The organism is Streptomyces sp. NPDC052101 (assembly GCF_040680235.1).
Classification (GTDB): domain Bacteria; phylum Actinomycetota; class Actinomycetes; order Streptomycetales; family Streptomycetaceae; genus Streptomyces.
The window spans coordinates 26160-52500 of record NZ_JBFAWH010000027.1; the positions used below are offsets into that span (position 1 = coordinate 26160).

26 protein-coding genes are annotated in these 26341 nt (G+C 70.5%); 13 read left to right on the plus strand and 13 right to left on the minus strand.

Annotated elements, in window-relative coordinates:
- Nucleotides 1–49: 49 nt before the first annotated feature.
- From AB0L75_RS33860 to AB0L75_RS33875, 4 genes are all read right to left on the minus strand, one after another.
- A complete protein-coding gene (locus tag AB0L75_RS33860) occupies nucleotides 50–1414 on the minus strand; it encodes a hypothetical protein (protein WP_365188864.1) in 1365 nt (454 codons plus the stop codon).
- The gene (locus AB0L75_RS33865; RefSeq protein ID WP_365188866.1) at nucleotides 1404–1961 is read right to left on the minus strand and encodes a DUF6114 domain-containing protein; all 558 of its coding nucleotides are present in this window, start codon (nucleotides 1959–1961) and stop codon (nucleotides 1404–1406) included. The genes AB0L75_RS33860 and AB0L75_RS33865 overlap by 11 nt, the downstream gene beginning before the upstream one ends.
- Nucleotides 1962–2077: 116 nt before the next feature.
- On the minus strand, nucleotides 2078–2710 hold the full coding sequence (locus AB0L75_RS33870) for a DUF6230 family protein (protein ID WP_365188868.1): 633 nt from the start codon (nucleotides 2708–2710) through the stop codon (nucleotides 2078–2080).
- A 625-nt stretch (nucleotides 2711–3335) separates the two neighbouring features.
- A complete protein-coding gene (locus AB0L75_RS33875; protein ID WP_365188870.1) occupies nucleotides 3336–4304 on the minus strand; it encodes a tetratricopeptide repeat protein in 969 nt (322 codons plus the stop codon).
- A 222-nt stretch (nucleotides 4305–4526) separates the two neighbouring features.
- On the opposite strand from AB0L75_RS33875, the gene AB0L75_RS33880 reads away from it, so the two are divergent.
- Nucleotides 4527–5153 carry a TetR/AcrR family transcriptional regulator gene (locus AB0L75_RS33880; RefSeq protein WP_365188873.1) on the plus strand — a complete coding sequence of 209 codons (627 nt, stop codon included), beginning with the start codon at nucleotides 4527–4529 and terminating at the stop codon, nucleotides 5151–5153.
- Nucleotides 5154–5258: 105 nt separating this feature from the next.
- On the opposite strand, the gene AB0L75_RS33885 is transcribed toward AB0L75_RS33880, so the two are convergent.
- From AB0L75_RS33885 to AB0L75_RS33905, 5 genes are all read right to left on the minus strand, one after another.
- On the minus strand, nucleotides 5259–6959 hold the full coding sequence (locus AB0L75_RS33885; RefSeq protein ID WP_365188874.1) for a methylmalonyl-CoA mutase family protein: 1701 nt from the start codon (nucleotides 6957–6959) through the stop codon (nucleotides 5259–5261).
- Between the two features lie 91 nt (nucleotides 6960–7050).
- Nucleotides 7051–7389 (minus strand): DUF3817 domain-containing protein, encoded by a 339-nt coding sequence (locus tag AB0L75_RS33890; protein ID WP_365188877.1) that lies wholly within the window; start codon nucleotides 7387–7389, stop codon nucleotides 7051–7053.
- 55 nt (nucleotides 7390–7444) lie between these two features.
- On the minus strand, nucleotides 7445–7954 hold the full coding sequence (locus AB0L75_RS33895; protein ID WP_365188879.1) for a MarR family transcriptional regulator: 510 nt from the start codon (nucleotides 7952–7954) through the stop codon (nucleotides 7445–7447).
- Nucleotides 7955–8065: 111 nt separating this feature from the next.
- Nucleotides 8066–8356 carry an MTH1187 family thiamine-binding protein gene (locus AB0L75_RS33900; protein WP_365188881.1) on the minus strand — a complete coding sequence of 97 codons (291 nt, stop codon included), beginning with the start codon at nucleotides 8354–8356 and terminating at the stop codon, nucleotides 8066–8068.
- A complete protein-coding gene (locus AB0L75_RS33905) occupies nucleotides 8353–8703 on the minus strand; it encodes a DUF3817 domain-containing protein (RefSeq protein WP_365188883.1) in 351 nt (116 codons plus the stop codon). Before AB0L75_RS33905 ends, AB0L75_RS33900 begins: the two co-directional genes overlap by 4 nt.
- 181 nt (nucleotides 8704–8884) lie before the next feature.
- On the opposite strand from AB0L75_RS33905, the gene AB0L75_RS33910 reads away from it, so the two are divergent.
- The 4 genes from AB0L75_RS33910 to AB0L75_RS33925 all read left to right on the plus strand — a co-directional run bounded on the left by AB0L75_RS33910 (nucleotide 8885) and on the right by AB0L75_RS33925 (nucleotide 11554).
- Entirely contained in the window at nucleotides 8885–9517 is a 633-nt protein-coding gene (locus AB0L75_RS33910; RefSeq protein ID WP_365189040.1) for an AIM24 family protein, read from the plus strand.
- Nucleotides 9518–9519: 2 nt separating this feature from the next.
- The gene (locus tag AB0L75_RS33915; RefSeq protein ID WP_365188886.1) at nucleotides 9520–10170 is read left to right on the plus strand and encodes an AIM24 family protein; all 651 of its coding nucleotides are present in this window, start codon (nucleotides 9520–9522) and stop codon (nucleotides 10168–10170) included.
- A 53-nt stretch (nucleotides 10171–10223) separates the two neighbouring features.
- Nucleotides 10224–10985: an AIM24 family protein gene (locus AB0L75_RS33920; protein WP_365189043.1), complete on the plus strand. Its 762-nt coding sequence runs from the start codon at nucleotides 10224–10226 to the stop codon at nucleotides 10983–10985.
- 92 nt (nucleotides 10986–11077) lie between these two features.
- Nucleotides 11078–11554, plus strand: a complete 477-nt coding sequence (locus AB0L75_RS33925) for a MarR family transcriptional regulator (protein WP_365188888.1) — start codon at nucleotides 11078–11080, stop codon at nucleotides 11552–11554.
- Between the two features lie 76 nt (nucleotides 11555–11630).
- Here AB0L75_RS33925 and meaB read toward each other — a convergent pair whose 3' ends face one another.
- Nucleotides 11631–12587, minus strand: coding sequence for a methylmalonyl Co-A mutase-associated GTPase MeaB (meaB, locus tag AB0L75_RS33930; protein ID WP_365188891.1), 957 nt, complete (start codon nucleotides 12585–12587; stop codon nucleotides 11631–11633).
- A 51-nt stretch (nucleotides 12588–12638) separates the two neighbouring features.
- Nucleotides 12639–13838: an acetyl-CoA C-acetyltransferase gene (locus AB0L75_RS33935; protein WP_365188893.1), complete on the minus strand. Its 1200-nt coding sequence runs from the start codon at nucleotides 13836–13838 to the stop codon at nucleotides 12639–12641.
- Between the two features lie 148 nt (nucleotides 13839–13986).
- Here AB0L75_RS33935 and mce point away from each other — a divergent pair, with 148 nt between their 5' ends.
- From mce to AB0L75_RS33970, 7 genes are all read left to right on the plus strand, one after another.
- Nucleotides 13987–14427, plus strand: coding sequence for a methylmalonyl-CoA epimerase (mce, locus tag AB0L75_RS33940; protein WP_365188896.1), 441 nt, complete (start codon nucleotides 13987–13989; stop codon nucleotides 14425–14427).
- 206 nt (nucleotides 14428–14633) lie between these two features.
- Nucleotides 14634–18581, plus strand: coding sequence for a polarized growth protein Scy (gene scy / locus AB0L75_RS33945; RefSeq protein WP_365188898.1), 3948 nt, complete (start codon nucleotides 14634–14636; stop codon nucleotides 18579–18581).
- A gap of 184 nt (nucleotides 18582–18765) precedes the next feature.
- Nucleotides 18766–19701, plus strand: coding sequence for a cellulose-binding protein (locus AB0L75_RS33950; RefSeq protein WP_365188901.1), 936 nt, complete (start codon nucleotides 18766–18768; stop codon nucleotides 19699–19701).
- Between the two features lie 127 nt (nucleotides 19702–19828).
- Nucleotides 19829–20788 (plus strand): ATP-binding cassette domain-containing protein, encoded by a 960-nt coding sequence (locus AB0L75_RS33955; RefSeq protein WP_365188903.1) that lies wholly within the window; start codon nucleotides 19829–19831, stop codon nucleotides 20786–20788.
- The gene (locus AB0L75_RS33960) at nucleotides 20785–21558 is read left to right on the plus strand and encodes an ABC transporter permease (protein WP_365188906.1); all 774 of its coding nucleotides are present in this window, start codon (nucleotides 20785–20787) and stop codon (nucleotides 21556–21558) included. Before AB0L75_RS33955 ends, AB0L75_RS33960 begins: the two co-directional genes overlap by 4 nt.
- 131 nt (nucleotides 21559–21689) lie before the next feature.
- Nucleotides 21690–23078, plus strand: coding sequence for an ABC transporter ATP-binding protein (locus tag AB0L75_RS33965; RefSeq protein WP_365188908.1), 1389 nt, complete (start codon nucleotides 21690–21692; stop codon nucleotides 23076–23078).
- The gene (locus tag AB0L75_RS33970) at nucleotides 23075–23959 is read left to right on the plus strand and encodes an ABC transporter permease subunit (protein ID WP_365188910.1); all 885 of its coding nucleotides are present in this window, start codon (nucleotides 23075–23077) and stop codon (nucleotides 23957–23959) included. Before AB0L75_RS33965 ends, AB0L75_RS33970 begins: the two co-directional genes overlap by 4 nt.
- A gap of 22 nt (nucleotides 23960–23981) precedes the next feature.
- Here the strand turns inward: AB0L75_RS33970 and AB0L75_RS33975 are convergent, their stop codons facing one another.
- Nucleotides 23982–24314 carry an ATP/GTP-binding protein gene (locus AB0L75_RS33975; RefSeq protein WP_365188911.1) on the minus strand — a complete coding sequence of 111 codons (333 nt, stop codon included), beginning with the start codon at nucleotides 24312–24314 and terminating at the stop codon, nucleotides 23982–23984.
- Between the two features lie 220 nt (nucleotides 24315–24534).
- Between AB0L75_RS33975 and AB0L75_RS33980 the strand changes: the two genes are divergently transcribed.
- Nucleotides 24535–25563, plus strand: coding sequence for an LLM class flavin-dependent oxidoreductase (locus tag AB0L75_RS33980; RefSeq protein ID WP_365188914.1), 1029 nt, complete (start codon nucleotides 24535–24537; stop codon nucleotides 25561–25563).
- 117 nt (nucleotides 25564–25680) lie between these two features.
- Here AB0L75_RS33980 and AB0L75_RS33985 read toward each other — a convergent pair whose 3' ends face one another.
- Nucleotides 25681–26073 carry an SCO5389 family protein gene (locus AB0L75_RS33985; RefSeq protein ID WP_365188916.1) on the minus strand — a complete coding sequence of 131 codons (393 nt, stop codon included), beginning with the start codon at nucleotides 26071–26073 and terminating at the stop codon, nucleotides 25681–25683.
- Between the last annotated feature and the right edge of the window lie 268 nt (nucleotides 26074–26341).

Genomic DNA, 26341 nt, shown 5'->3' on the forward strand with positions numbered 1-26341 from the left:
GGGGGCGCCCTCAGTGTGTTGCGGCTCCCGAACGGGCTTGCAGGACCGGTCAGCCGGTCGTGTACACGTGCATGCCGGGCACGTGCAGGTTGCCGCCGAACTGGGCGGCCTGAACCACCTTCACATGGGTGAAGTAGATCAGCGGGAGGTTGAGCGGCGGCGGGCTGTCGGGCGTGAACGTCATCGGGATGAGACCGAACAGGTTGCCCGAGATGCTCTCGGTGTACATCGTGGTGTCGCCGCCCCGGATGGTGGACGTCGAGCCCTGGGACGCCTGCACGTGGTAGGTCTTGCCCGAGAGCTTGTCCTTCACCGTCTGGTGCAGGTCACCGATGTCCGTGCCGCCGGAGATGACGTACTTCAGCACCTTCTTGGTGGTGCCGGAGGCCGTCTTCACCTCGACGATGCCCTGGTAGTCGGCGCCCTTGAGCAGCAGCGAGCTGGCGTCCAGGTACCAGGGGTCGTCCGCCACCGGCACCTTGTTGTCGACGCCGCCCTGGTCGGTCGTGGCCGCCGGGCAGTTCGCCGCCGAGGTGCTGGAGCTGGCGGACGGGCTCGGCGTGGCCGACGCGGCCGTGTCCTGCACCGTCTTGGTGGCCGAGTCCGTCGTGCTCTTGACCGTGTCGGTGGTCTTCTTGACGGTGTCGCCGACCGCGTTGCCGGCCGTCGAGGCGGTGTCCTTCACCGTGTCGGAGAGCTTGCCACCGGCGGACGAGGAGTCCGACGGGGACGGCGCGGCCGAGGACGCGCTCGCCGACGGGGTCGCGGACGGCGTCGGGCTCGCGGACGAGGACCCGGAGGCCGTGCTGCCGCCGCCGAGGATGCCGCCGAGCGTGTCACCGATGGTGTCCAGCAGACCGCCGCTGCTCTTGGACGCCGACGGTGTGGGCGTGGCCGTGTCACCGGACGGGCTCGACGAGCCGGAGCCGGAGGAGCCGGACGTCGCGGTCGGCTTGGGCGAGGCCGTGTCGCCGGAACCTGAATCCGGCGAAGAGGTCTTGCCCGAGTCCGAGGACGTCGACGTCGTGTCCTTCGAGCCCGTGGTGTCGGCGCTCGCCGAGGGCGTCGGCGTGGCCGTGTCGGCGGGCTTGCTGTCCGAGGCGGACGGCGACGGCGAGGACGAGGCGTCCTTGGAGCCGCCGAGCGCCTTCACACAGTCCTTGTACTCGTCGGCCGTCAGACTCTTGGACGTGGTCGACGGGGACGGGCTGGTGTTGTTGTCCGCCAGGGCGAGCGAGGACGTGAAGCCCATGCCCATCAGAACCGCCGTCGGCATCGCCACGGAGGCGATCGCCTTGCCGGCCGGCATGTGGAACCTGGTGAACAAGGGCTTTCTGGGGGCCGCGTGGCGGGGCCCGGTTCTCACGTGGGACCCGTCCACATCGGTCCCGCGGATCACCTCGTCAGCCGGCACTGTGCCTCCCGTTCGCCCCGTTGGCCGGGTTCGTTCCTGACAGGTCGTTCTCCCCGAACATGTCCATGTCCTGCTCCGGCAGCGGGGCGGTCTGCGGGGCACCGCCCTCGCCCGGGGCCGCCTCGGCGGGCGGCTGCGCCTGCGGAGGCGCGCCCGGTGACCAGGCCACGGCCATCGCTCCGCCGATCATCGAGGAGAGGAAGCCGACGATGAAGCCGCCGATGTTGGACATCGGAATGGACACCAGCGCCAGCAGGATCGCCGCGACACCCCCGAACACGCGGATGTGCTGCTGGAACCAGAGGCTGATCCCGATGACGATGAGCAGCACGCCGATGATCAGGGAACCGGAACCACCGGGGGTCCCCATCGTCATCGTGAGATGGCCCAGCTGCAGGTGTGCGTACGGGAAGTACAAGATGAGAAAGCCGCCGAGCATGACCATCAGGCCGGCCCAGAACGGACGGGTGCCCCGCCAGGCGCGGAACTGCAGCCTCCGGCGGGTGAACTGGCCGGGCGCGGCGGCGGCAGGAGTCTCGGCGCTCATGGAAAACAGCTCCCTGGTGCGGCGTTGCTGTGGTGGTGATGTGTGCCGCGTGTGAAACGCGGCCGGAGACTGGACAGGCGGGGGCGCCACCGGCTCCCCCGCCCGTCAGCGAGTGCTCAGTAGCACTCGTGCGTACCCGTCTGCACCGACATGTGCAGCCCGCTGAGCTTGAAGGTTCCGGCCGTGGTCGCCCACGCCGTCTGCTTCACGCCGGTCAGCGTGGCCGAGTCGGCCTGCTGGGCGAAGCCGTACGGGTTGGACTGCTCCTTCCCGCCCTTCATGCCCGGACCCTTGCCTGCGTCCTTGGCGGCAACACCGATGTCGATGTTGTTGAAGGTGGCGTCGGCGCTGAGGTCGTCGAGGTCGATGTAGAGATTGTCGGCCTCGACCGGTTTGTCCGCGCCCGCCTTCAGAACCAGGCTCACCGAGCCCAGCACCGGGATGTCCGGCGTGACGACGGACTGGCACATGTTGGTGATCGAGGCGCTCTTGAAGGCCGAGACCGCGACCGGGTGAGCGGTGTTCTTCCCGCTGAGGGTGTAGCCGTCGTCGATCGCACCGTACTGCTCGAAGCCGGTACCGACCAGCTTGTCCGCGGTCACCTTGAAGGACTGACCGGACACGCTGAACGAGGCGGCGAGAGCACCCTGCGCGAGGGCGACACCTATGCACGCCGTGGCGGCCACGCTGGGCACCATGACCACAGCGAACCGCTTCCATCTGGTCCCGCCACGCACCTGGGACTCCATTTTTCCTCCTTCTCGGACGTACATCTCCTGGCCCGGATTCGCCTCGATTCGGCGGCTCAGCCGGGCAGGGATGGGAGAAGTGCTACGTCCTCGGGAAGGAGAACGCCCGCGCTCGGTGGCGCGAACCGCGCCCGAATCACCGGCGATCACCCCCGAGCGACAACCACTGGTCGCGCCTGACACGCATCACGCACAACCTTGCTGGACAGGCTTCGCCGGATGGGCGAAGACCCCCCTGCCCAAGAGCCGGCGCCACTGCCGCCGACTCTGCTCGGTGGGGACCCAGAGTCTCCCGCGACCCGACCGGCTGTCGGGGTATCGGGAATGGACCGAGCGTCGCCGATCGTGGTGCATTCTCGCGCCGGGCACAAGGGGGTTCGTTACTGGCTAGTAACGGGCGGATAACCGGAGGACGACCGACCGGTCTCGGAGTGCGACGCTCGGTGGCAACCTTGGGCAGAGCAAAGCCGTTGATCCCTGGACAAAACCAGACAGATCAACGGCTTCGACTTACTCGGAGTAACAGTTTGCGCAATTACCAAGATTTGGTAAAGCGGCGCCGCCCTGACGTCTCGTCGGCAAATCTTTCACCCCGGCATCACAAGCCGTGGCGTTTAGCGACTGGTCAGAACAAAGCCCGTGCGAGCGCCCTGCGCGCCCCGATCACGCGCGGGTCCTCGGGGCCCACGACCTCGAACAGCTCCAGCAGCCGGCGCCGCACCGTGTCCCGGTCGTCACCGGCGGTGCGCTGCACGGTCTCGATCAGCCGCCCGAAGGCGTCCTCGACATGGCCGCCCACCAGGTCCAGGTCGGCGGCGGCGATCTGCGCGTCGACGTCCTTCGGCTTCTCGGCGGCCTCCTGGCGGACCTTCTGCGGGTCGAAGCCCTGCACCCGCTGCAGCAGCTCGGCCTGCGCGAGACCCAGCTTGGCCTCGGGGTGGGCCGGGTCGTCGGCCAGCACGTTCTGGTAGGCCCGGACGGCACCGGCCAGGTCACCGGCGTCCAGTGCGTCGGCGGCGGCGTTCAGCGCGGCGTCGTAGGGGCCCTCCTGGGGTGCGGTGACCGCGGCGCCCGGCTGGGCGTCCGGGTCGACGGTCAGACCGGTGATCCCGAACCGCTGCTCGGCGACCTGCACCAGCTGCTCCAGGGTCTGCCGGATCTGCTCCTCGCCGGCCGCGCCCTGGAACAGCGGCAGCGCCTGGCCCGCGACGACGGCGAACACCGCCGGGATGCCCTGCACCCCGAACTGCTGCATCAGCATCTGGTTGGCGTCGACGTCGATCTTGGCGAGAAGGAAGCGCCCGGCGTACTCGACGGCCAGCCGCTCCAGGACCGGGCTCAGCTGCTTGCAGGGCTGACACCACTCGGCCCAGAAGTCGATGACGACGGGCACTTCGGCGGACCGCTGGAGGACTTCCCGCTCGAAGCCCGCCTCATCGACGTCGATGACGAGATCGGCCGGGGCGACAGCCCCCGCGCCGCCCTGCCGGGCGACCTCGGCGCGCGTCTGCTCGGCCTTGGCCTTGGCCTCCTGGGCCGCCTTCACCGCGGCGAGGTCGACGACGCCGCTCATGGACATGTTCCGTGGCTGCATGCGTCTATCCTCCCCCGTTACCGCGTCGAAATGAAAAAGCCGTGTGTGCGGGCGCCGGGGTCCCCACCCCACGCCCCGTGGTCGCCGCTCGCGTACGTCCGTCACGAGCTCTCACGAGCTTTCGCTACGAGTCGTAGCGTAATGCCATCGGCACCCCGCGCGACACCACGCCCCGGTGATCTCCCTCACGACCGCACAGTTCCCGCCGGTTATGGTCAAGGGATGCAGAGCCGCACTCCCGCCAGCCGTACCGGACGTCCGCGCAGCGCCGCCGCGGACACCGCGATCCTGGCCGCGACCCGGGAGGCGCTGGTGGAGCTCGGGTGGTCCAAGCTCACCCTGGGAGATGTGGCGACGCGCGCCGGGGTTGCGAAGACGACGCTGTACCGCCGCTGGGCCGGCAAGCCGGAGCTGGTGTGCGACGCGGTGGCGGAGCTGTTCGACGAGCTGGAACTCCCCGACCGGGGCAGCCTGGCCGCCGACATCGAGGGCGTGGTCCTGCAGTTCGCGGCGATCCTGGCCCGCCCGGAGGCGAAGAGCGGCCTCATGGCGGTCGTCGCCGAGTCCACCCGCGACGACGCCCTGCGCGAGCGCATCCGCGCCTCCATCGTGGACCGCCAGATGCGGCTGGTACTGGAGGGCCGCGCCCGCGCGCAGAGCCGGGGCGAACTCCCTGCGGAACCCGATCCGGAGGAGTCCGCCCGCACGGTGGACCTGATCTTCGACGTGGTGGCGGGCGCGGTGGTCCACCGCACCCTGGTGAGCGGCAAACCGGCGGACGAGGACTGGGTCCGCAGCTTCACCCGGGTGCTGCTCCTGGGCCTGACTTCTCAGCAGACCGAGTCATAACCCCGGGCGGTCACTTCTCGACCCACCGAGACGGGTGATGGGTGGGCATGGGCCGGGGGTCCAGGGGGCGGCGCCCCCTGGTACGCCCGCACCCGGCGACGGTGCCTAGAAACCGGCGGGCTCCGTGTACACCCCCCACTCGTCGCGGAGCACCCCGCAGATCTCGCCCAGCGTCGCCTCGGCCCGCACGGCCTCCAGCATCGGCTCGATCATGTTGGAGCCGTCCCGCGCGGCACTCAGCATGGCCGCAAGCGCGGAGCGCACCGCGGACTCGTCCCGCCCCGCCTTCCGCTCGGCGAGCATCCGCACCTGCTCCCGCTCCACCTCATGGCTCACCCGCAGGATCTCCAGATCCCCGGTGACGGACCCGGTGGCGACGTTGACGCCGACGACCTTCTTGTCGCCCTTCTCCAGCGCCTGCTGATAGCGGAACGCGGACTCGGCGATCTCCCCGGTGAACCAGCCGTCCTCGATCCCGCGCAGGATCCCGGAAGTGATCGGCCCGATCGGGTGCCGCCCGTCCGGGTGCGCCCGCAGCCCCCGCTCCTTGATCTGCTCGAAGATCTTCTCCGCGTCGGCCTCGATCCGGTCCGTCAGCTGCTCGACGAACCACGAACCACCCAGCGGATCGGCCACGTTGGCGACCCCGGTCTCCTCCATCAGCACCTGCTGGGTCCTCAGCGCGATCTCCGCCGCCTGCTCGCTCGGCAGCGCGAGGGTCTCGTCGAGGGCGTTGGTGTGCAGCGAGTTGGTCCCGCCGAGCACGGCGGCGAGTGCCTCCACGGCCGTACGCACCACGTTGTTGTACGGCTGCTGCGCGGTCAGCGAGACCCCCGCGGTCTGCGTGTGGAACCGCAGCCACTGCGCCTTCTCGGACCGGGCGCCGTAGACGTCCCGCATCCACCGTGCCCAGATCCTGCGCGCCGCACGGAACTTGGCGATCTCCTCGAAGAAGTCGAGGTGCGCGTCGAAGAAGAAGGAGAGGCCGGGCGCGAAGACGTCCACGTCCAGGCCGCGGCTGAGCCCCAGCTCCACGTACCCGAAGCCGTCGGCCAGCGTGTACGCCAGCTCCTGCGCGGCCGTCGACCCGGCCTCGCGGATGTGGTAGCCGGAGACGGACAGCGGCTTGTAGGCGGGGATGCCGGCCGCGCAGTACTCCATCAGGTCGCCGATGAGGCGCAGATGCGGCTCGGGCTGGAAGAGCCACTCCTTCTGCGCGATGTACTCCTTGAATATGTCGGTCTGGAGCGTGCCGTTGAGGACCGACGGGTCCACGCCCTGGCGCTCGGCGGCGACCAGGTACATACAGAAGACGGGCACGGCGGGCCCGCTGATGGTCATGGAGGTGGTGACGTCGCCGAGCGGGATGTCCTTGAACAGGACCTCCATGTCGGCGGCCGAGTCGATGGCGACCCCGCAGTGCCCGACCTCGCCGAGCGAGCGCGGGTCGTCGGAGTCGCGTCCCATGAGCGTCGGCATGTCGAAGGCGACGGACAGCCCTCCGCCGCCCGCGGCAAGGATCATCTTGTACCGCTCGTTGGTCTGCTCGGCGTTGCCGAAGCCGGCGAACTGCCGGATCGTCCAGGTGCGCCCGCGGTAGCCGGTCGGATGGAGCCCGCGCGTGAAGGGATACTCCCCGGGCCAGCCGATCCGGTCGAATCCCTCGTACGTGTCGCCCGGTCGGGGCCCGTACACCGGCTCCACGGGATCACCGGAGAGCGTGGTGAAGTCAGCGTCGCGCTTGCGCGCGGCGTCGTATCGGGCCTGCCAGCGCCGGCGGCCCTCCTCGATGGCGTGAGCGTCCATACCCTCGAATTTACTAGGACGTCCTAGTAAATGTCGATGGCTGACCGCCGCACAATGTCCGTACGGCGGTGAAACCTCAGGCGACGAAGGCTCAGGCCTTGGCCGCGACCGGGGCCTGGTCGGCGGCCTTGGCCTCCAGCTCGCGGCTGATCCTGCGCTCGACGAAGAAGGCGGCGCTGGGGATGGTCCCCGCGAGCAGCACCCACAACTGCTTGCCGACGGGCCATTTCGCCTTCGAGCCCAGGTCGAAGGCGAAGATCAGGTAGACGACGTACAGCCAGCCGTGGGCGATGGCCACGACGCGCGTGAAGTCCGCGGCACCGCTGACGTCCATCCCGTACTTGGCGATCATGCTCAGACACAGCAGCACCAGCAGGACACCGGTGGTGTAGGCCATGACGCGGTAGCGGGTCAGCACGCTTTTCTTCATGGGGTCGAGCGTAACCACCCGTTCCGGGAGATCTTGGCCGGGGTCGGCCCCCAGCTCACTCCTCGTCGAAGTCGTGTGCCGCGACCCGCAGCGGACGGAGCATCGCGAAGATCTCCCCGCACTCCTCCGCGTCGTACACCCCGAGCCCGAAGTCCATGGCCATCAGGTCACGGGTGGCCGCGTCGACCACCTCGCGGCCCTTGGCGGTGATGACGGCCAGCGTGCCGCGGCCGTCGTTGGGGTTCGGGCGCTTGGCCACCAGCCCGGACTTCACCAGCCGGTCGACGGTGTTCGTCACCGACGTGGGATGCACCATGAGCCGCTCACCGATCTTGGACATGGGCAGCTCGCCGGCCTTGGAGAAGGTGAGCAGCACCAGTGCCTCGTAGCGCGCGAACGTCAGTCCGTACGGCTTGACCACCGCGTCCACCTCGGCGAGCAGGATCTGCTGGGCCCGCATGATCGAGGTGATCGCGGCCATGGACGGCACGTTTCCCCAGCGCTGCTTCCAGAGTTCGTCGGCACGGGCGATGGGATCAAAGGGGAGGCTGAGAGGCTTCGGCACGTCATCAGACCCTACCGGCCAGTCATATTCCGGTCAGCCCCGTCTCGGCTTTCGGTCGCCGGACCGCCGCGGCCAGGCCGCGGCAGCACTGCGCCGCTACGGCCACCCTGCCTAGGCCAGATACCGCTCGACCGTCTCCACCTTGGAGGTCAGGCCGTCGGTCACGCCGGGACGGATGTCGGCCTTCAGGACGAGAGAGACCCGCGGCGCCCGCTTCTCCACCGCGGCGACCGCACGCTTGACGACGTCCATGACCTCGTCCCACTCGCCCTCGACGGAGGTGAACATCGCGTCGGTGCGGTGGGGCAGACCCGACTCGCGTACCACGCGGACGGCGTCGGCGACGTACTCCCCCACATCCTCGCCGACACCGAGCGGCGTCACGGAGAAGGCGACAATCATGCGTTCACGACTCCTTCCTTGCGGGCGCGGGCGGCGATGACCGCGTCCTCGGCCTCGCGGCGCAGCGCGCGCTCGATGATGAACCCGCCGCCGGGGATGATCGAGTACGCGAAGTAGAGGGCGGCCTTGCCCTTGTTCCACTTGGTGCGGTTCCAGGCGTCCGCCCAGAAGACGACGTAGAGAACGAACAGCACGCCGTGGATCGGGCCCAGCACCGGGGCGACGTCGAAGCCGCTGTCGACCGTGTACTTGATGATCGTGCAGGCCGCGAGGATGATCCAGGAGATGCCCTCCGGCACGGAGATCAGTCGGAAGCGGCGGATGGCGGAGGCTGTCTTGAGGTCCACGGGTCACCTTCGGTGGGAGAGTCGCTGACGACGCGATCGCTGCGTGATCCGCCTTGTGAACGGAAGCACAAACGTCAGGCCATTGTGGCAAACGGCGCCCGTAGGGGTCCGCTCAGGGTCGGTATCCACCTATGGGCTCTGTCGGGTCCACCCGCGTCACCGATACTTTCGCTGCGTGGCGATGTTCCGACTCCAAGGCAGCAAGGTGCTCGCCGTCGACATGACCGGGGATGCCGTGAAGGCGAAGAACGGCTCGATGGTCGCGTACGACGGGCAGATGAGCTTCAAGAAGCTCACCGGTGGGGGTGAGGGGTTGCGCGGCATGGTGACCCGGCGGCTCACCGGCGAGCAGATGACGGTGATGGAGGTGAAGGGGCACGGCACGTGCTGGTTCGCGGACCGGGCCACCGAGATCAACCTCGTGAGCCTCCAGGGCGACAAGTTGTACGTGGAGTCGAGCAACCTGCTCGTGACGGACGCGGGACTGCGCACGGGCACGACGTTCACCGGGCTGCGCGGCGCCTCGCAGGGCAACGGACTGTTCACGACGACCATCGAGGGACACGGGCAGGCGGCGATCATGTCCGACGGGCCGGCGGTCGTGCTCCGGGTCAGCCCGCAGTACCCGCTGATCGTCGACCCGGGCGCCTACATCGCCCACCAGGGCAACGTCCGGCAGTCCTTCCAGTCCGGCGTGACGTTCCGCACATTCTTCGGGGAGGGCGGCGGCGAGGCCTTCCAGATCCGCTTCGAGGGCGACGGACTGGTGTACGTGCAGCCGAGCGAGCGGAACACGATCGCGGGGGATCTGTAGCCATGGCGTTCCGGGAGATCAACTCCAAGATGGTCGAGGCGACCGTGGTGCCGGGACAGCGGCTGTACAGCCAGCGCGGCGCGATGCTCGCCTACAAGGGGGACGTGTCCTTCACTCCGAACATCCAGGGCGGCCAGGGCGGGCTGATGTCCATGCTCGGGCGCCGGGTGACGGGCGAGGCGACGCCGCTGATGTCCGTCGAGGGCAACGGCACCGTCTTCTTCGGGCACGGCGGCCACCACGTGCATGTCATCCACCTCACCGGCGACACCCTCTACGTGGAGGCCGACCGGCTGCTCGCCTTCGAGGGCACGCTCCGGCAGGGCACGATGTTCATGGGCTCGCAGGGCGGGGTGATGGGCCTGGTGCGGGGCCAGGTCACCGGGCAGGGCCTGTTCACCACCACGCTCCAGGGACAGGGCTCGGTCGCCGTGATGGCACACGGCGGGGTCTTCGAGATCCCGATCACCCCCCAGCGCCCGGTCCACGTCGACCCGCAGGCCTACGTCGCCCATCACGGCGAGGTCCGCAACAAGCTGTCCGCCGCGCTGGGCTGGCGCGAGATGGTGGGCCGCGGCTCCGGCGAGGCCTTCCAGCTGGAGCTGAGCGGCAACGGCACGGTGTACGTCCAGGCGTCGGAGGAGAAGCTGTGAGCGCGTACGGAGGCACGTACGGCACCCCCGGCGGCCCGGTGGTGTACGACCCGATGACCCTGCCCGCCGACGACAACGTGAACAAGTACACGTTCTGTGTCGAGCTGAAGAGCGGGCAGTGGTTCCTGCAGAAGGGGAAGATGATCGCCTACTACGGGGCGATCGAGTTCAACGGCATCGGGCACGGCCGACTTGACCGGATTATCCGTACGTCATTCCATTCGCCACTGCACGCGAGCGACTGGGTCGTGGCGGCGGGCTCGGGCAAGATGCTCCTCGCCGACCGGGCCTTCGACGTCAACTCCTACGACCTGGACGACGGGAACTTGACCATTCGCGCGGGCAACCTGCTCGCTTTTCAGCCAAGTCTCGCGCTCAAGCAGTCGATCGTGCCGGGTTTTCTGACCCTTATCGGAACCGGCAAGTTTGTGGCCGCATCTAACGGTCCGGTGGTGTTCATGGAACCTCCGATCCGGGTCGACCCGCAGGCGCTCGTCGGGTGGGCCGACTGCCCGTCGCCGTGCCATCACTACGACCACGGCTATCTGACGGGTGTGCTGGGCGGTCTACGTGCGATGACGGGCCTCGGCGGGGTATCCGGGGAGGAGCACCAGTTCGAGTTCGTGGGCGCCGGGACGGTCCTGCTGCAGTCGACGGAGGCCCTCATGGACGAGGCCGCGACAGGGGCCGTGCCGTCCGAACCCGGGGTGCCCGGAGGTGGCGGAGCGGCACCGAGCGGGCACGGTCCGCAACCGTCGGGTGCACCGCGCCTTCCCGGACAGCTGGGGGACCTCCAGCGTCGCTTCGGGCTGTGAGCGGTAGTCTGCGGAGTGTGACGTCGAACGCGTGCGCACTGTCACACCATCCAAAGTAGTTCGGCATTCAACTTCTTAGGTAGACTTCATTCATGGAGACCGAGACGGCCACGCGCTGGCTGACCGATGCGGAGCAGTGCGCCTGGCGCACCCACCTGGAGGTCAACAGGCTGTTGACGTACCAGCTGGAGAAGGATCTGCAGCCGTTCGGCCTGACTATGAACGACTACGAGATCCTCGTTAACTTGTCCGAGTCGGACGACGTACGTATGCGGATGAGCGACCTCGCCTCCGCGACCCTGCAGTCCAAGAGCCGGCTCTCGCACCAGATCACGCGCATGGAGAACGCGAATCTGGTGCGCCGTGAGAACTGCGAGTCCGACCGGCGGGGGCTGTACGCCGTGCTCACTGAGCACGGCATGGAGACGATGCGGAAGGTGGCGCCACATCATGTCGCCTCCGTGCGGCGGCACTTCATCGATCTGCTGCCGCCGGAGGCGCTGACGGAGCTGGACAAGGCGCTCAAGCCCATCGCCGAGCACCTCAGAGGGCAGCGGGGGCGCCCCTGAGCCTGGCCGAGCCTCCAGGGCGCGGGGTGACCCGAGCCCTGGAGGCCGCGCCTGAGGTGCGGGAGCAGGCCCGGGATCAGCCCTGGGTCAGGCCCGTGACCAGTTCGTCCGCCGCGCGGTAGGGGTCCAGTTCGCCCGCGACGATGCGCTCCGCGAGCGCGCTGAGACGGCGGTCGCCGTGCAGGTCGCCGATGCGCTCCCGCAGCGCCGTGACAGCGATGGTCTCCACCTCGCGGGCCGCGCGGGCCCTGCGGCGCTCGATGAGCACGCCCCGCTCCTCCATCCACGCGCGGTGCTTCTCCAGGGCCTCCACGACCTCGTCGATGCCCTCGGCGCGGGCCGCGACCGTCTTCACGATCGGCGGGCGCCAGTCACCGGGGCCGCGGGACTCGCCCAGGCCCAGCATGTGGTTCAGCTCGCGGGCCGTGGCGTCGGCGCCGTCCCGGTCCGCCTTGTTGACGACGTACACGTCGCCGATCTCCAGGATGCCGGCCTTGGCCGCCTGGATGCCGTCGCCCATGCCCGGGGCCAGGAGGACCACGGATGTGTCCGCCTGGGAGGCGATCTCCACCTCCGACTGGCCGACGCCGACCGTCTCGACCAGGATCACGTCGCAGCCCGCCGCGTCCAGGACGCGGATCGCCTGCGGGGCGGCCCAGGCGAGGCCGCCGAGATGGCCGCGGGTGGCCATGGAGCGGATGTAGACACCGGGGTCGGAGGCGTGCTCCGACATCCGGACGCGGTCGCCTAGCAGGGCGCCGCCGGAGAAGGGGGACGACGGGTCGACGGCCAGGACGCCGACCCGCTTTCCCTGTTTGCGATAGGCACTCACCAGCGCGGAGGTCGATGTCGACTTGCCGACTCCCGGAGAGCCGGTGAGGCCCACCACATAGGCGTTTCCGGTCAATGGCGCCAGCGCCGCCATGACCTCCCTGAGCTGCGGGGACGCCCCCTCCACAAGGGAGATCAGCCGGGCCACGGCACGCGGCCGGCCTTCCCTGGCCAGGGCCACCAGAGAGGAGACGTCCTGCATCAAACAGCTCCGTTCACTTCAGCGACGTACAGACGTACAGAAAGAGGGAACTCAGGCCTTCGGCACCCGCACGACGAGCGCGTCGCCCTGGCCGCCGCCACCGCACAGCGCGGCCGCGCCGACACCGCCGCCGCGGCGCTTGAGTTCGAGCGCCAGGTGGAGCACCAGACGGGCGCCGGACATGCCGATCGGGTGGCCCAGCGCGATGGCGCCGCCGTTGACGTTCACCTTTTCCGTGGACACGCCGAGGTCCTTCATTGACTGCACGGCGACCGCGGCGAAGGCCTCGTTGATCTCGATGAGGTCGAGGTCGGAGACCTCCAGGCCGTCCTTCTTCAGGGCGTGCAGTATGGCGTTGGACGGCTGGGACTGCAGGGAGTTGTCCGGGCCGGCCACATTGCCGTGCGCGCCGATCTCGGCGAGCCAGGTGAGGCCCAGTTCCTCGGCCTTGGCCTTGCTCATCACGACCACCGCCGCCGCACCGTCGGAGATCTGCGAGGAGGTGCCGGCCGTGATCGTGCCCTCGCGGGAGAAGGCCGGGCGGAGCTTGCCGAGGGACTCCACCGTGGTGTCGCCGCGGATGCCCTCGTCCTTGCTGAACAGGACCGGGTCGCCCTTGCGCTGCGGGATCTCCACCGGGGTGATCTCGGCCTCGAACAGGCCGTTCTTCTGCGCCGCGGCGGCCCGCTGGTGGGACAGGGCGGCGATCTCGTCCTGCTCGGCGCGGCCGATGCCGAGGCGGGTGTTGTGCTTCTCCGTGGACTCGCCCATGGCGATGCCCTCGAAGGAGTCGGTCAGACCGTCGTGGGCCATCGCGTCGAGCATCTGCACCGCGCCGTACTTGAAGCCCTCGCGGGACTTCGGCAGCAGGTGCGGGGCGTTGGTCATGGACTCCTGGCCGCCGGCCACGACGATGTCGAACTCGCCGGCGCGGATCAGCTGGTCGGCCAGGGCGATGGCGTCGAGGCCGGAGAGGCACACCTTGTTGATGGTGAGCGCCGGGACGCTCATCGGGATACCGGCCTTGACGGCGGCCTGGCGGGCCGGGATCTGGCCGGCGCCGGCCTGCAGCACCTGGCCCATGATCACGTACTGCACCTGGTCGCCGCCGATCCCCGCACGGTCGAGGGCGGCCTTGATCGCGAAGCCGCCCAGGTCGGCGCCGGAGAATGACTTGAGGGAGCCCAGAAGTCGTCCCATGGGCGTGCGCGCGCCCGCGACGATCACGGAGCTGGTCGTTCCAGAAGGCATGAGCTGCGATCCCCTTACCGGCCTGCACAGCCGAGGAGTGAACGAGGGTTTACTTCGAATGTACTGATGGCACTCCGTGCCGTCATCGGGCCGTAGGTGTGATCGCGCGCACGTTGCGTAACCACCCTCGGCGCGCTGCACTGAGTCCATGCTGACGCGAATCGACCACATCGGGATCGCCTGCCACGACCTCGACACGACCGTCGAGTTCTACCGGGCCACGTACGGCTTCGAGGTGTTCCACACCGAGGTCAACGAGGAGCAGGGCGTGCGCGAGGCCATGCTCAGGATCAACGGGACCTCGGACGGCGGCGCCTCCTACCTCCAGCTGCTGGAGCCGACCCGCGAGGACTCCGCGGTCGGCAAGTGGCTCGCGAAGAACGGGGAGGGCGTCCACCACATCGCCTTCGGTACGGCGGACGTGGACGGGGACTCCGAGGAGATCCGCGGCAAGGGCGTACGCGTGCTGTACGAGGAGCCGCGGCGCGGTTCGATGGGGTCGCGGATCACCTTCCTGCACCCGAAGGACTGCCATGGAGTCCTGACAGAACTGGTCACTTCGGCCCCTGTTGAGTCGCCCGAGCACTGACCCCCGTACATAAGGGCCGGTAGGGTTGGGGGCGGTCGTCCCTGAAAATGGGGGACGGCCGTTCCGGGGTCCGGGTTTCGGGGGACGAGCGTCGGGGCAGCAGCCCGTGCTCCGCCGTTGATCTGACACCATTCCCCGGGGGCCCCGTTCGGCGGATGGACGGAGCTCGTTGGAGAAGCTGACCAGGGGACGGATGGGACCGCGCAGTGCGGGGCTACGAGAGCCAGGAGCGAGAGCCGGCGGCTGACGTCGACCACCTCTCTCGGTTCGAGGCCGAGATGAAACGGCTGAGGACCGAGCGGGAGAAGGCGATCCAGCACGCCGAGGACCTCGGCTACCAGGTCGAGGTGCTGCGCGCCAAGCTTCACGAGGCGCGCCGCACCCTCATGACCCGGCCCGCCTTCGACGGCGGTGACATCGGCTATCAGGCCGAGCAGTTGCTCCGCAATGCCCAGATGCAGGCCGACCAGCTGCGCCAGGACGCCGAGCGGGAGCTGAGCCAGGTCCGGGCGCAGACCCAGCGGATCCTGCAGGAGCACGCCGAGCAGGCCGCCCGGCTCCAGGCCGAGCTGCACCAGGAGGCGGTGACCCGGCGCCAGCAGCTCGACCAGGAGCTGGCCGAGCGCCGCACCACCGTCGAGTCGCACGTCAACGAGAACGTGGCCTGGGCGGAGCAGCTGCGCGCCCGCACCGAGCAGCAGGCCCGCCGCCTCCTCGACGAGTCCCGCGCCGAGGCCGACCAGGCGATGGCCACCGCCCGCGCGGAGGCCGAGCGGCTGGTCCGGGAGGCCCGCGAGCGGCTGCAGAACGACGCCGAGACGGCCCGCGCCGAGGCCGAGCAGCTCCTGCGCCGCGCCCGCACGGACGCCGAGCGCCTGCTGAACGCCGCCTCCACACAGGCCCAGGAGGCCACCGACCACGCCGAGCAGCTGCGCACCACCACGGCCAGCGAGTCGGACACGGCCCGCCGGCAGGCCGCCGAGCTGAGCCGGGCCGCCGAGGAGCGGATGACGGCGGCCGAGGAGGCGCTGCGCAAGGCGCAGGCCGAGGCCGAGAAGGTGGTCACGGAGGCCGAGCAGACCGCCGCCAAGCGGCTGGCGAGCGCCGAGGCCGCGGGCGAGGCACGGACGCGTACGGCGAAGGAGCAGGTCGCCCGGCTGGTCGAGGAGGCCACCAAGGAGGCCGAGACCACCCGGTCCGAGGCCGAGCAGCTCGTCGGGGACGCGCGCGCCGAGGCCGAGAAGATCCTCGCGGAGGCCGCCGAGAAGGCCCGTACGGTCACCGCCGAGGAGAGCGCGACCCAGCTCTCCAAGGCCGCCAAGACCGCCGAGGACGTCCTGAACAAGGCGGCGGAGGAAGCCAGGAGCACCACCAAGGCGGCCGCCGAGGAGGCCGAGCGGATCCGCACCGAGGCCGAGGCCGAGGCGGACCGGCTGCGCGCCGAGGCGCACGACATCGCCGAGCAGCTCAAGGGCGCGGCGAAGGACGACACCAAGGAGTACCGCGCCAAGACGGTCGAGCTGCAGGAGGAGGCCCGCCGGCTGCGCGGCGAGGCCGAGCAGCTGCGCGCCGACGCGGTCGCCGAGGGCGAGTCGATCCGCGCGGAGGCCCGCCGGGAGGCGGTCGCGCAGATCGAGGAGGCGGCCAGGTCCGCCGAGGAACTGCTGGCCAAGGCCAAGGCGGACGCCGACGAGCTGCGGCAGACCGCGACTACCGACAGCGAGAAGGTCCGCACCGAGGCCATCGAGCGGGCCACGGCGCTGCGCCGGCAGGCCGAGGAGACCCTGGACCGGGCCCGCAAGGAGGCCGAGCGGCTGCGCGCCGAGGCCGACGAGCAGGCCGAGACGGTCCGTACGGACGCCGAGAGCGCCGCGCGCGAGCTGCGCGAGGAGACCGAGCGCGGCGTCGAGGCCCGCCGCACCGAGGCCGCCGAGGAGCTGACGCGGCTGCAGACCGAGGCGCAGGAGCGGCTCGCGTCGGCCGAGCAGGCGCTGACCGACGCCCGCGAGGACGCCGCCCGGATCCGCCGCGAGGCCGGCGAGGAGACCGAGCGGCTGCGCGCCGAGGCGGCGGATCGGATCCGCACCCTGCAGGAGCAGGCCGAGGCCGAGGCCGAACGGCTGCGCACCGAGGCCGCGTCCGACGCGTCCGCCTCCCGCGCCGAGGGCGAGGCCGTCGCCGTACGACTGCGCGGTGAGGCCGCCGCCGAGGCCGAGCGGCTGCGCACCGAGGCGCAGGAGACCGCCGACCGGGTGCGCGCGGAGGCGCAGGCCGCCGCCGAGCGGCTCGGTACGGAGGCGTCCGAGACGCTGGCCGCCGCCCAGGAGGAGGCCGCCCGGCGCCGCCGCGAGGCCGAGGAGACCCTCGGCGGCGCGCGGGCCGAGGCCGACCAGGAGCGCGAGCGGGCCCGCGAGCAGAGCGAGGAGCTGCTGGCCTCCGCCCGCAAGCGGGTGGAGGAGGCACAGGCCGAGGCGACCCGGCTGGTCGAGGAGGCCGACCGGCGCGCCACCGAGATGGTGTCCGCCGCCGAGCTGCACGCCCAGCAGGTACGGGACTCCGTCGCCGGGCTGCACGAGCAGGCGCAGGAGGAGATCACCGGGCTGCGTTCGGCCGCCGAGCACGCCGCGGACCGTACGCGGCGGGAGGCCGAGGGGGAGGCGGACCGGGTCCGCGCCGACGCCTACGCCGAGCGGGAGCGGGCGAGCGAGGACGCGAGCCGGGTCCGCCGCGGGGCGAACGAGGAGGCGGAGGCCGCCAAGGCGCTGGCCGAGCGCACGGTCACGGAGGCGATCGCGGAGGCCGAGCGGCTGCGCGCGGACACGTCCGAGTACGCGCAGCGGGTGCGTACGGAGGCCTCGGACGCGCTGGCCGAGGCCGACCAGGCGGCGGCCCGCACCCGTGCCGATGCCCGCGAGGACGCCAACCGCATCCGCTCGGACGCGGCGACGCAGGCCGACACCCTGATCACCGAGGCCCGTAACGAGGCCGAGCGGCTCACGACCGAGACGGTCGCGGAGGCCGACCGGGTGCGTACGGAGGCGCTGGCCGAGGCCGAGCGGCTGCAGACGGAGACCGTCGCCGAGGCCGAGCGGGTGCGCACCGACTCCGTGGCCGAGGCGGACCGGGTGCGCGCGGAGGCGCTGGCGGCCGCCGAGCAGCTGGTCGGGGACGCCACCGGCGAGGCGGAGCGGCTGCGCGCCGAGGCCGCCGAGACGGTGGGCTCGGCCCAGCAGCACGCCGAGCGGGCGCGGGCGGAGGCCGAACAGCTCAAGGCGGACGCGCAGGACGCGGCCGAACGGCTCGTCAACTCCGCGCGTGAGGAGGCCGAGCGGACCCTGGACGAGGCCCGCAAGGACGCCAACAAGCGGCGTTCGGAGGCGGCCGAGCAGGTCGACACGCTCATCACCGAGACCACGGCCGAGGCGGACAAGCTGCTCGGCGAGGCGCGGCAGCAGGCGCTGAAGACCACCGCGGACGCCGAGTCGCAGGCCGACACGATGGTCGGCGCGGCCCGCAGCGAGGCCGAGCGGATCGTCTCCGAGGCGACCGTCGAGGGCAATTCCCTGGTGGAGAAGGCCCGTACGGACGCCGACGAGCTGCTGGTCGGCACCCGCCGGGACGCGACCGCGATCCGGGAGCGCGCGGAGGAGCTGCGCGAGCGCATCACCACCGAGGTCGAGGAGCTGCACGAGCGGGCCCGCCGCGAGGCCGCCGAGACCATGAAGTCCACCGGCGACCGCTGCGACGCGCTCATCAAGGCCGCCGAGGAGCAGCTGGAGAAGGCGGACGCGAAGGCCAAGGAGCTGGTGTCGGAGGCGAACTCCGAGGCGGGCAAGGTGCGCATCGCCGCCGTCAAGAAGGCGGAGGGGCTGCTCAAGGAGGCCGAGCTGAAGAAGGCCAGCCTCGTCAGGGAGGCCGAGGAGCTGAAGGCCGAGGCGATCCGCGAGGCCCGGCGCACGGTCGAGGAGGGCAAGCGCGAGCTGGAGATCCTGGTGCGCCGGCGCGAGGACATCAACGCCGAGATCTCCCGTGTCCAAGACGTCCTGGAAGCGTTGGAGTCCTTCGAGGCCCCGGCGTCCGGCAAGGAGGGCGGAGTCAAGGCCGGAGCGACGGTGGGAGCCCCCCGTTCGGGTGGCAAGTCGTCAGAGGGCTAGCGTAGGAGGCACGTTCCGGTGTCTTCTGGGGGCTTTGCCCGAGTCTTTTGGCAAGCTCTCTGACGGTCAGCCACCCGAAAGAGGTGTCATTCTCCAGATCAAACACGTATCCGCTCGATGACACACCGCTTCGGCCCCTAGGATTCCCCCTATCACCTCACCGGTCTCATTCGACAGGAACCCCATGAGCGACACTTCCCCCTACGGCTTCGAGCTAGTGCGGCGTGGGTACGACCGCGCTCAGGTGGACGAACGTATCTCCAAGCTCGTCTCCGACCGTGACAGCGCTCTCTCCCGCATCACCGCCCTGGAGAAGCGCATCGAGGAGCTGCACCTCGAAACGCAGAACGCCCAGGCCCAGGTCGCCGACGCCGAGCCGTCGTACGCGGGTCTCGGCGCGCGGGTCGAGAAGATCCTGCGCCTGGCCGAGGAAGAGGCCAAGGAGCTGCGTGAGGAGGCTCGGCGGGCGGCCGAACAGCACCGTGACCTCGCCGAGTCGTCGGCCCAGCAGGTCCGCAACGACGCCGAGGCGTACGCCGCCGAGCGCAAGGCCAAGGCCGAGGACGAGGGCGTCCGGATCGTCGAGAAGGCGAAGGCCGACTCCGCCGGGCTGCGCGCCGAGGCGCAGAAGGACGCACAGTCCAAGCGCGAGGAGGCGGACGCCCTCTTCGAGGAGACCCGCGCCAAGGCCGCGCAGGCCGCCGCCGACTTCGAGACGAACCTCGCCAAGCGCCGCGAGCAGTCCGAGCGTGACCTGGCCTCGCGTCAGCAGAAGGCCGAGAAGCGACTCGCGGAGATCGAGCACCGCGCCGAGCAGCTCCGCCTGGAGGCGGAGAAGCTGCGCACGGATGCCGAGCGCCGCGCCCGCCAGACGGTGGAGACGGCCCAGCGCCAGGCCGAGGACATCGTGGCCGACGCCAACGCCAAGGCCGACCGCATCCGCTCGGAATCCGAGCGCGAGCTGGCGGCGCTCACCAACCGCCGCGACAGCATCAACGCCCAGCTGACGAACGTCCGCGAGATGCTCGCCACGCTGACCGGCGCCGCGGTGGCTGCCGCCGGAACGACGACCGACGACGAGCCCATCTCTCGGGGTGTCCCGGCGCAGCAGACCCGGTGACCAACAGGTCGTAGGGGAGCTGCGGGTCCGTTGTGGCTGGTCGCGCAGTTCCCCGTGCCCCTCGGGGCGCTTGAAGCCCCCTTGCCGTCAAGTGGCAGGGGGCTCTTTCTCGTCCTAGCGTGGCCGCATGATCGAGCTGGTGGGGCTGACCAAGCGGTACGGCGAGAAGGTGGCGGTCAACCATCTGACGTTCGCCGTGCGCCCGGGCATCGTCACCGGCTTCCTCGGGCCGAACGGGGCCGGGAAGTCCACCACCATGCGGATGATCCTGGGGCTCGATCACCCCACCGCGGGCGACGTCCGTATCGACGGCCTGCACTATCCGCAGCTGAAGGACCCACTGACGTACCTCGGTGCGCTGCTGGACGCCAAGGCCGTGCACGGCGGGCGGAGCGCCTACAACCACCTGCTGTGTCTCGCGCAGAGCAACGGGATCCCGAAACGGCGGGTCGGCGAGGTGCTGGACACCGTGGGGCTCACCGCCGTGGCGAGGAAGAAGGCCAAGGGGTTCTCGTACGGCATGGGGCAGCGGCTCGGGATCGCCGCGGCGCTGCTCGGGGACCCGCGGATCCTGATGTTCGACGAGCCGGTGAACGGGCTCGACCCGGAGGGCATCCACTGGATCCGGAATCTGATGAAATCGCTGGCCGCGCAGGGGCGGACGGTGTTCGTGTCCAGCCATCTGATGAGCGAGATGGCCCTGACCGCCGATCATCTGGTGGTCATCGGGCAGGGACGGCTGCTCGCGGACACCTCCATGCCCGACTTCATCCGGCAGAACTCGCGGTCGTACGTGCGGATCCGCTCCCCGCAGCGCGAGCGGCTGCTCGACGCGCTGCACGAGGCCGGGGTCACCGTCGTGGAGGCGGGCGGCGGCACGCTGGAGGTGGAGGGCGGCAAGGCCGAGCGGATCGGCGAGCTGGCGGCGCGGCACGGGATCGTGCTGCATGAGCTGAGCCCGCAGCAGGCCTCGCTGGAGGAGGCGTTCATGCAGCTGACAGCGGAGACGGTGGAGTACCACGCGCATGCCGGACCCGGACCCGCCCCGTGGGACCGGGGCGCCGACTGGAAGGGGCCTGAAGGATGACGGCCGTTCAGGTCATCCGGTCCGAATGGACCAAGATCCGGTCGGTGGCGTCCACGGTGTGGACGCTGTCGCTGGCCGTGGTCGTCACCATCGCGCTCGGGATGCTCATCTCCGGGCTGTCGCGGAACCAGTTCGACTCGTTGCCGGTTCGGGACCGGCTGTCGTTCGATCCGACCTATGTGTCCTTCGCGGGCATGAGCCTCGGCCAGCTCGCCATGATCGTGTTCGGGGTGCTGGTCGTCTCCAACGAGTACAGCACCGGCATGATCCGGGCCTCGCTGGCCGCCGTGCCGCGGCGCGCCACCTTTCTGTTCAGCAAGATCGCGGTGGCCGCCGCGCTGGCGCTGGCGGTCGGCATGTGCACGAGCTTCGCCGCGTTCTTCCTCGGGCAGGCGATGCTCGGCCCGCACCGGGCGTACATCGACGATCCCGGTGTGCTGCGCGCGGTGCTCGGCGGCGGGCTGTACATGACGCTGATCGCAGTGTTCTCCATGGGCGTCGCCGCGATGCTGCGCTCGCCGATGCTGTCGCTCGGCATCCTGATGCCGTTCTTCTTCCTGATCTCCAGCATTCTCGGCAACGTCGACGCGACGAAGAAGATCGGCCGGTTCCTGCCGGACCAGGCGGGCAGCCGGATCATGCGGGTCGTGCCGAGATTCGGCGACGACACCCCGTACGGGTCCTGGGGCGGACTCGGGATCATGGTGCTGTGGGTGCTGGTAGCGCTGCTCGGGGGGTACGTCCTGCTCCAGCGCAGGGACGCCCAGTAGAGCCGATCATCACGCAGCGTAGCGCTCTGACTTTACTTGCTTTTGGGCGGAACCGTCAGCGCCTCGATATCCTCCTAACCCTTACGGGGGCGTGCGCCCCGCTGTCCTGATCCTTTCGATGGGTGCGGAGCATGATCGAGGCTGTCGGCCTGACCAAGCGGTACGGCGACAAGACCGCCGTGTACAACCTTTCCTTCCAGGTGCGGCCCGGGGCCGTCACCGGCTTCCTCGGGCCGAACGGCTCGGGCAAGTCGACGACGATGCGGATGATCCTCGGGCTGGACAACCCGACGTCCGGGGCGGTGACGATCGGCGGCTACCCGTACCGCAAGCTGCCCAACGCCCCCCGCCAGGTCGGCGCGCTGCTCGACGCCAAGGCCGTGCACGGCGGCCGCAGTGCCCGCAACCACCTGCTGAGCCTCGCCCAGCTGTCGGGCATCCCGGCCCGGCGCGTGGACGAGGTGCTCGGGGTCGTCGGCCTGCAGGAGGTCGCGAAGAAACGATCCAAGGGCTTCTCGCTCGGCATGGGCCAGCGCCTCGGCATCGCCGCCGCGCTGCTCGGCGACCCGCAGGTGCTGCTGTTCGACGAGCCGGTCAACGGCCTCGACCCCGAGGGCATCCTCTGGGTCCGCAACCTGATGAAGGCACTCGCCGCCGAGGGCCGTACGGTCTTCGTCTCCTCGCACCTGATGAGCGAGATGGCGCTGACCGCCGACCACCTCATCGTCATCGGGCGCGGTCAGCTGCTCGCCGACATGAGCGTGAAGGACTTCATCTCGGCCAACTCCGCCGACTTCGCGCGGGTGCGCACCCCCGACACCGATCCGCAGCTGCGCGAGAAGCTGAGCGGCGCGCTCGCCGAGGCGGGCGGCCATGTGCTGCCGGAGCAGGACGGCGCGCTGCGGGTGACCGGGCTGCCGCTGCCCCGGATCAGCGACGTCGCGCACGAGGCGGGCGTGCGGCTGTGGGAGCTGTCGCCGCACCAGGCCTCGCTGGAGGAGGCGTACATGCGGATGACGCAGGGCGCGGTGGACTACCGCTCGACCATCGACCAGAAGGCGGGCCTGCAGCAGCAGCTGCCGCCCGGCGCCCAGCCGCCCATGCCGGTGCCGGGCCAGGGCCAGCCCGGCTGGTACGCCCCGCCGTCGCCCCAGCAGGGCGGTCAGCCGTTCGCGATGCCGGCCCAGGGCCCCGGGACGCCCGCGGGACCGTACGGCGGCGCCCAGGGCGGCGGCTACGGCGCTCCCGGTGCCCCGGCCGCCGGCGCCCCCAACCCGTACGCCCAGCAGGCCCAGCAGATCCCGCAGGCCCCCGCGGCACCCCAGGCCCCGCAGGGCCAGCCGTCGGCCCCCGCCGCCCAGGCCCCGCAGGCGCCGCAGGCCGCCCCGGCCGCCGTGGTCCCGCAGGCACCGCAGGCCGCCCCCGTGGCCCCGGCCCCGCCCGCGCCGCAGCAGGCGCCCGCCGCCGCGCCCGCGGCCCCTGCCCCCGCCGACCTGACCAAGCCCGAGGACGCCCGATGAGCACCCAGCAGCCCCCGATGCCGCAGGCCCCTGCAGCGCCCGCCTGGCAGGCGGCGCCCGGCGGGGCGTACCCCGGTTACACCTCGCCGATCCCGGTCGTGCGCACCCACCTCGGGCATGCGCTGGCCTCCGAGTGGACGAAGATCAAGTCGGTGCGGTCGACGATGTGGACGCTCGGCGTGTTCATCGTCCTGGTGCTCGGCATAGGCCTGCTGACCGGCTCGGTGGTCAGCGCCCACTCCGGGTCGGAGAGCCTGTCGGACCAGAGCCCGCTCCAGTTCGGGTTCTTCGGCCTGCTCCTCGGCAGCATGTGCATCATCACGCTCGGCGTGCTGACGACAGCCTCGGAGTACGGAACCGGCATGATCCGTACGACGATGACCGCGTGCCCGAGCCGGGCCCGGGTGCTCGCCGCGAAGGCGATCGTGTTCTTCGCCGTCGCCTTCGTCGTCACCCTGGTCACGTCCGGCCTCATGGCGATGATCCACGCGTCCATGCTCGAAGGGGTCGGCGACGCCCGCACCCCCTCCGGCGGCGACTGGCTGAAGGCGACCGTCGGCATCAGCCTCTACATCGCGCTACTCGGGCTGTTCTCGCTGCTCATCGGCTCGGTCATCCGGCACTCCGCGGGCGCCATCACCATCATGATCGGCGCGGTGCTGGCCCCGCTGGTGATCGCGCTGTTCATGGCCTCGGATTCGCTGTCCAAGGTCCGCCAGTGGCTGCTGGAGTACTCCATCCCGAGCCAGATGAGCTGCTTCTACGACAACTCCCTGAGCCGCTCCGGCCCCACGGGCTGGGACCCGCTGTGGATCATGCTGGGCCTGTCGGCGGCCGCGTTCGCCGGCGCCTACGCGCTGCTGCAGAAGCGGGACGTGTAGCCCTGGTGCCCCGACAGGGGCACTAGAACCTCGGTGCGTTACGGGACCGCCGCACCCGCGTGGTGCGGCGGTCCTTCGCGTTCCAGCACGCCTTGTGCCAGTGCCGGCGGTCGTCCACGCCCGCGTGCTCGGGCCAGGCCACCACGTGCGGGACACCGGAGGAGATCAGCTGGTCGCAGCCCGGGCAGCGGTACGTCTTGCCCTCCGCGCTCGCCCCGGCGACATGGCGCACGCTCCACTCCTCGCCCTGCCAGCTCTCGGTCGACTGCCAGCCGCCGTACCGGCCGGCCGGGTCGTCCTCGGCGCTCCGGCCCGACGATCCGGCTGCCTTCGGTCGGTTGCGACGCGGGGACACGGGACACCTCTCGGGGCTATACAGGAAGCACGGCTGCTTCCAGCCTACGCGCCGCCGAGTGGGGTACACGTACGGAACAACCCACACAAGTCCCCCTCCGGGAGCGGCCATTCTGCAGACAATCCGCAAATCTCTCCACCAGGCCGTGTCCTGGGCACGTGTCAGACGGTTATGCCGGGTGGGGGAGCTCCGCGTCGGAGCCGAGGAAGCAGGAAAAGCGATGTACGTAGGAAGTTTTGTGCTGGGCGCCCAGTTCCCGGGCCAGGGCCCCGGGGAGGCCCTGCACCGGACGGTCCGCTCGGCGGAGGTCGCCGAGGAGGCCGGCCTGGACGCCGTGTGGCTGGCCGAGCACCACTTCGTGCCGTACGGCACATGCCCGTCCGCGGTCACCCTGGCCGCGTTACTGCTCGGCCGCACCCGCCGCATCCGCGTCGGCACCGCGGTCAGCGTACTGCCCACCGCCCACCCGGTCGCCCTCGGCGAACAGGCCGCGCTGCTGCACCTGACGACCGGCGGACGGTTCACGCTGGGCGTGGGCCGCGGCGGCCCCTGGGTGGACCTGGAGGTCTTCGGCACGGGTCTCGCGGCGTACGAACAGGGATTCCCGGAGTCGCTCGATCTGCTGCTGCGCTGGCTGCGCGAGCCACGGGTGTCGGCCTCCGGCGAGCGGTTCAGCTTCCGCGAGGTGCCGGTCGTACCCCGCCCCTCGGAGGCCTTGACGGAGATCCCGGGACCCGAGGTCGTCGTCGCCTGCACCTCCCCGGCGAGCGTACGGCTGGCCGCCGAGCGCGGGCTGCCGATGCTGCTCGGCATGCACGTCGGGGACGAGGAGAAGGCCGAGATGGTCGCCCTGTGGCGGCACTGCGCCCAGGCGGCGGGCCGGCCGGCCGAGGAGATCGCGGGTGCCGCCCATGTCTCGGCCGGCGTGTGCCAGCTCGCGGACCGGCGCACGGACGCGGCGGAGACACTGCTGAAGGCGATGCCGGGCTGGCTGAAGCAGGGCCTGGACGCACATGTGACGGTCGACGGCCGGACGCGCGCCATGCGCGACCCGCACGCCTACACCGAACTGCTCTGCGGCCTGCACCCGGTCGGCACCCCACGGCTCGCCGCCGACCGGCTCGCGGCCACCTCCGAGCGCACCGGCATCTCCCGTTTCGCCCTCCTCGTGGAGGGCTCGGGCGATCTCGCCGCGACAGAGGAGAACCTGCGGCGCCTGGGCGCCGAGGTGCTGCCCCAGCTGCGCTGAGCGCACCCGCAACTCCCCGGCTGCCTTGGTGACTTGCCGCCCCAGTGGTGCATGCACCTCCCGCGGGTGGAGCGGCAAGCGAGCGGCTCACTGCCTGCGCCGTGCCAGCTTTGCCCGTCAGCAGTCCCGAAGCTCCGGCGACTGGTTCAGCAGCTGGTTGCGCATCGACGTGAAGCGGGCCAGCGTCGCGTCCGCCGAGGCGTCCGGCGGGAACACCGCCACCCGGTGGCAGTTCTGGAACGCCAGCCGCACACCGAAGTGCCGCTGCAGGGCGCCGCGGATGGCGTCACTCGCGAGTGCGCGCAGCAGCTGACCGCGTGCCTGCTCGTCCGGCGGCGGCGTCTGGTTGTCGGCGAACGGTCCGCCGTCGACCTTCAGCTGGGCCACCAGGGAGCTGATCATCTCCCACGCATAGGGCAGGGAGGTCCGGACGCAGTCGACGAATGCTGCTTCGTCGACCTCGCCTCGCTCGGCCTGTTCGAGTAGGGCCGGTGAGACGTCGAGCGACATGGGTTCTCCTCTCGCACCCCCGAAGAGCAGGGGTTGCCGGACAGATAAGGGAAGTTCGCGATATCGAACACGCTCAGTACTTATGCGGCGACCTCCCGTTCTCTACGGTAGGCAACCGTCGGTGACCACACCAGCAGAATGCGTATATGGAACGGTCCCTTTACGGGCACAATCGGCCAGGGATGAACAAGAGTTTCCAGGGACAATTGGGGCGATACACAGGGAGCACGATGGGCGAATCGCGTGCACCGGCGCGCGTCGAGTAGCG

What these genes read in the sequence shown, in the direction of transcription:
- AB0L75_RS33910 (WP_365189040.1), top strand. Translation starts at nt 8,885, where the DNA reads ATGTTCCGACTCCAAGGCAGCAAGGTGCTCGCCGTCGACATGACCGGG.
- AB0L75_RS33885 (WP_365188874.1), bottom strand. Translation starts at nt 6,959, where the DNA reads ATGGACGCTCACGCCATCGAGGAGGGCCGCCGGCGCTGGCAGGCCCGA.
- AB0L75_RS33890 (WP_365188877.1), bottom strand. Translation starts at nt 7,389, where the DNA reads ATGAAGAAAAGCGTGCTGACCCGCTACCGCGTCATGGCCTACACCACC.
- AB0L75_RS33985 (WP_365188916.1), bottom strand. Translation starts at nt 26,073, where the DNA reads ATGTCGCTCGACGTCTCACCGGCCCTACTCGAACAGGCCGAGCGAGGC.
- AB0L75_RS33925 (WP_365188888.1), top strand. Translation starts at nt 11,078, where the DNA reads ATGGAGACCGAGACGGCCACGCGCTGGCTGACCGATGCGGAGCAGTGC.
- meaB (WP_365188891.1), bottom strand. Translation starts at nt 12,587, where the DNA reads ATGCAGGACGTCTCCTCTCTGGTGGCCCTGGCCAGGGAAGGCCGGCCG.
- AB0L75_RS33875 (WP_365188870.1), bottom strand. Translation starts at nt 4,304, where the DNA reads ATGCAGCCACGGAACATGTCCATGAGCGGCGTCGTCGACCTCGCCGCG.
- AB0L75_RS33935 (WP_365188893.1), bottom strand. Translation starts at nt 13,838, where the DNA reads ATGCCTTCTGGAACGACCAGCTCCGTGATCGTCGCGGGCGCGCGCACG.
- AB0L75_RS33980 (WP_365188914.1), top strand. Translation starts at nt 24,535, where the DNA reads ATGTACGTAGGAAGTTTTGTGCTGGGCGCCCAGTTCCCGGGCCAGGGC.
- AB0L75_RS33865 (WP_365188866.1), bottom strand. Translation starts at nt 1,961, where the DNA reads ATGAGCGCCGAGACTCCTGCCGCCGCCGCGCCCGGCCAGTTCACCCGC.
- AB0L75_RS33955 (WP_365188903.1), top strand. Translation starts at nt 19,829, where the DNA reads ATGATCGAGCTGGTGGGGCTGACCAAGCGGTACGGCGAGAAGGTGGCG.
- mce (WP_365188896.1), top strand. Translation starts at nt 13,987, where the DNA reads ATGCTGACGCGAATCGACCACATCGGGATCGCCTGCCACGACCTCGAC.
- AB0L75_RS33950 (WP_365188901.1), top strand. Translation starts at nt 18,766, where the DNA reads ATGAGCGACACTTCCCCCTACGGCTTCGAGCTAGTGCGGCGTGGGTAC.
- AB0L75_RS33915 (WP_365188886.1), top strand. Translation starts at nt 9,520, where the DNA reads ATGGCGTTCCGGGAGATCAACTCCAAGATGGTCGAGGCGACCGTGGTG.
- AB0L75_RS33965 (WP_365188908.1), top strand. Translation starts at nt 21,690, where the DNA reads ATGATCGAGGCTGTCGGCCTGACCAAGCGGTACGGCGACAAGACCGCC.
- AB0L75_RS33870 (WP_365188868.1), bottom strand. Translation starts at nt 2,710, where the DNA reads ATGGAGTCCCAGGTGCGTGGCGGGACCAGATGGAAGCGGTTCGCTGTG.
- AB0L75_RS33900 (WP_365188881.1), bottom strand. Translation starts at nt 8,356, where the DNA reads ATGATTGTCGCCTTCTCCGTGACGCCGCTCGGTGTCGGCGAGGATGTG.
- AB0L75_RS33970 (WP_365188910.1), top strand. Translation starts at nt 23,075, where the DNA reads ATGAGCACCCAGCAGCCCCCGATGCCGCAGGCCCCTGCAGCGCCCGCC.
- AB0L75_RS33960 (WP_365188906.1), top strand. Translation starts at nt 20,785, where the DNA reads ATGACGGCCGTTCAGGTCATCCGGTCCGAATGGACCAAGATCCGGTCG.
- AB0L75_RS33880 (WP_365188873.1), top strand. Translation starts at nt 4,527, where the DNA reads ATGCAGAGCCGCACTCCCGCCAGCCGTACCGGACGTCCGCGCAGCGCC.
- AB0L75_RS33920 (WP_365189043.1), top strand. Translation starts at nt 10,224, where the DNA reads ATGACCCTGCCCGCCGACGACAACGTGAACAAGTACACGTTCTGTGTC.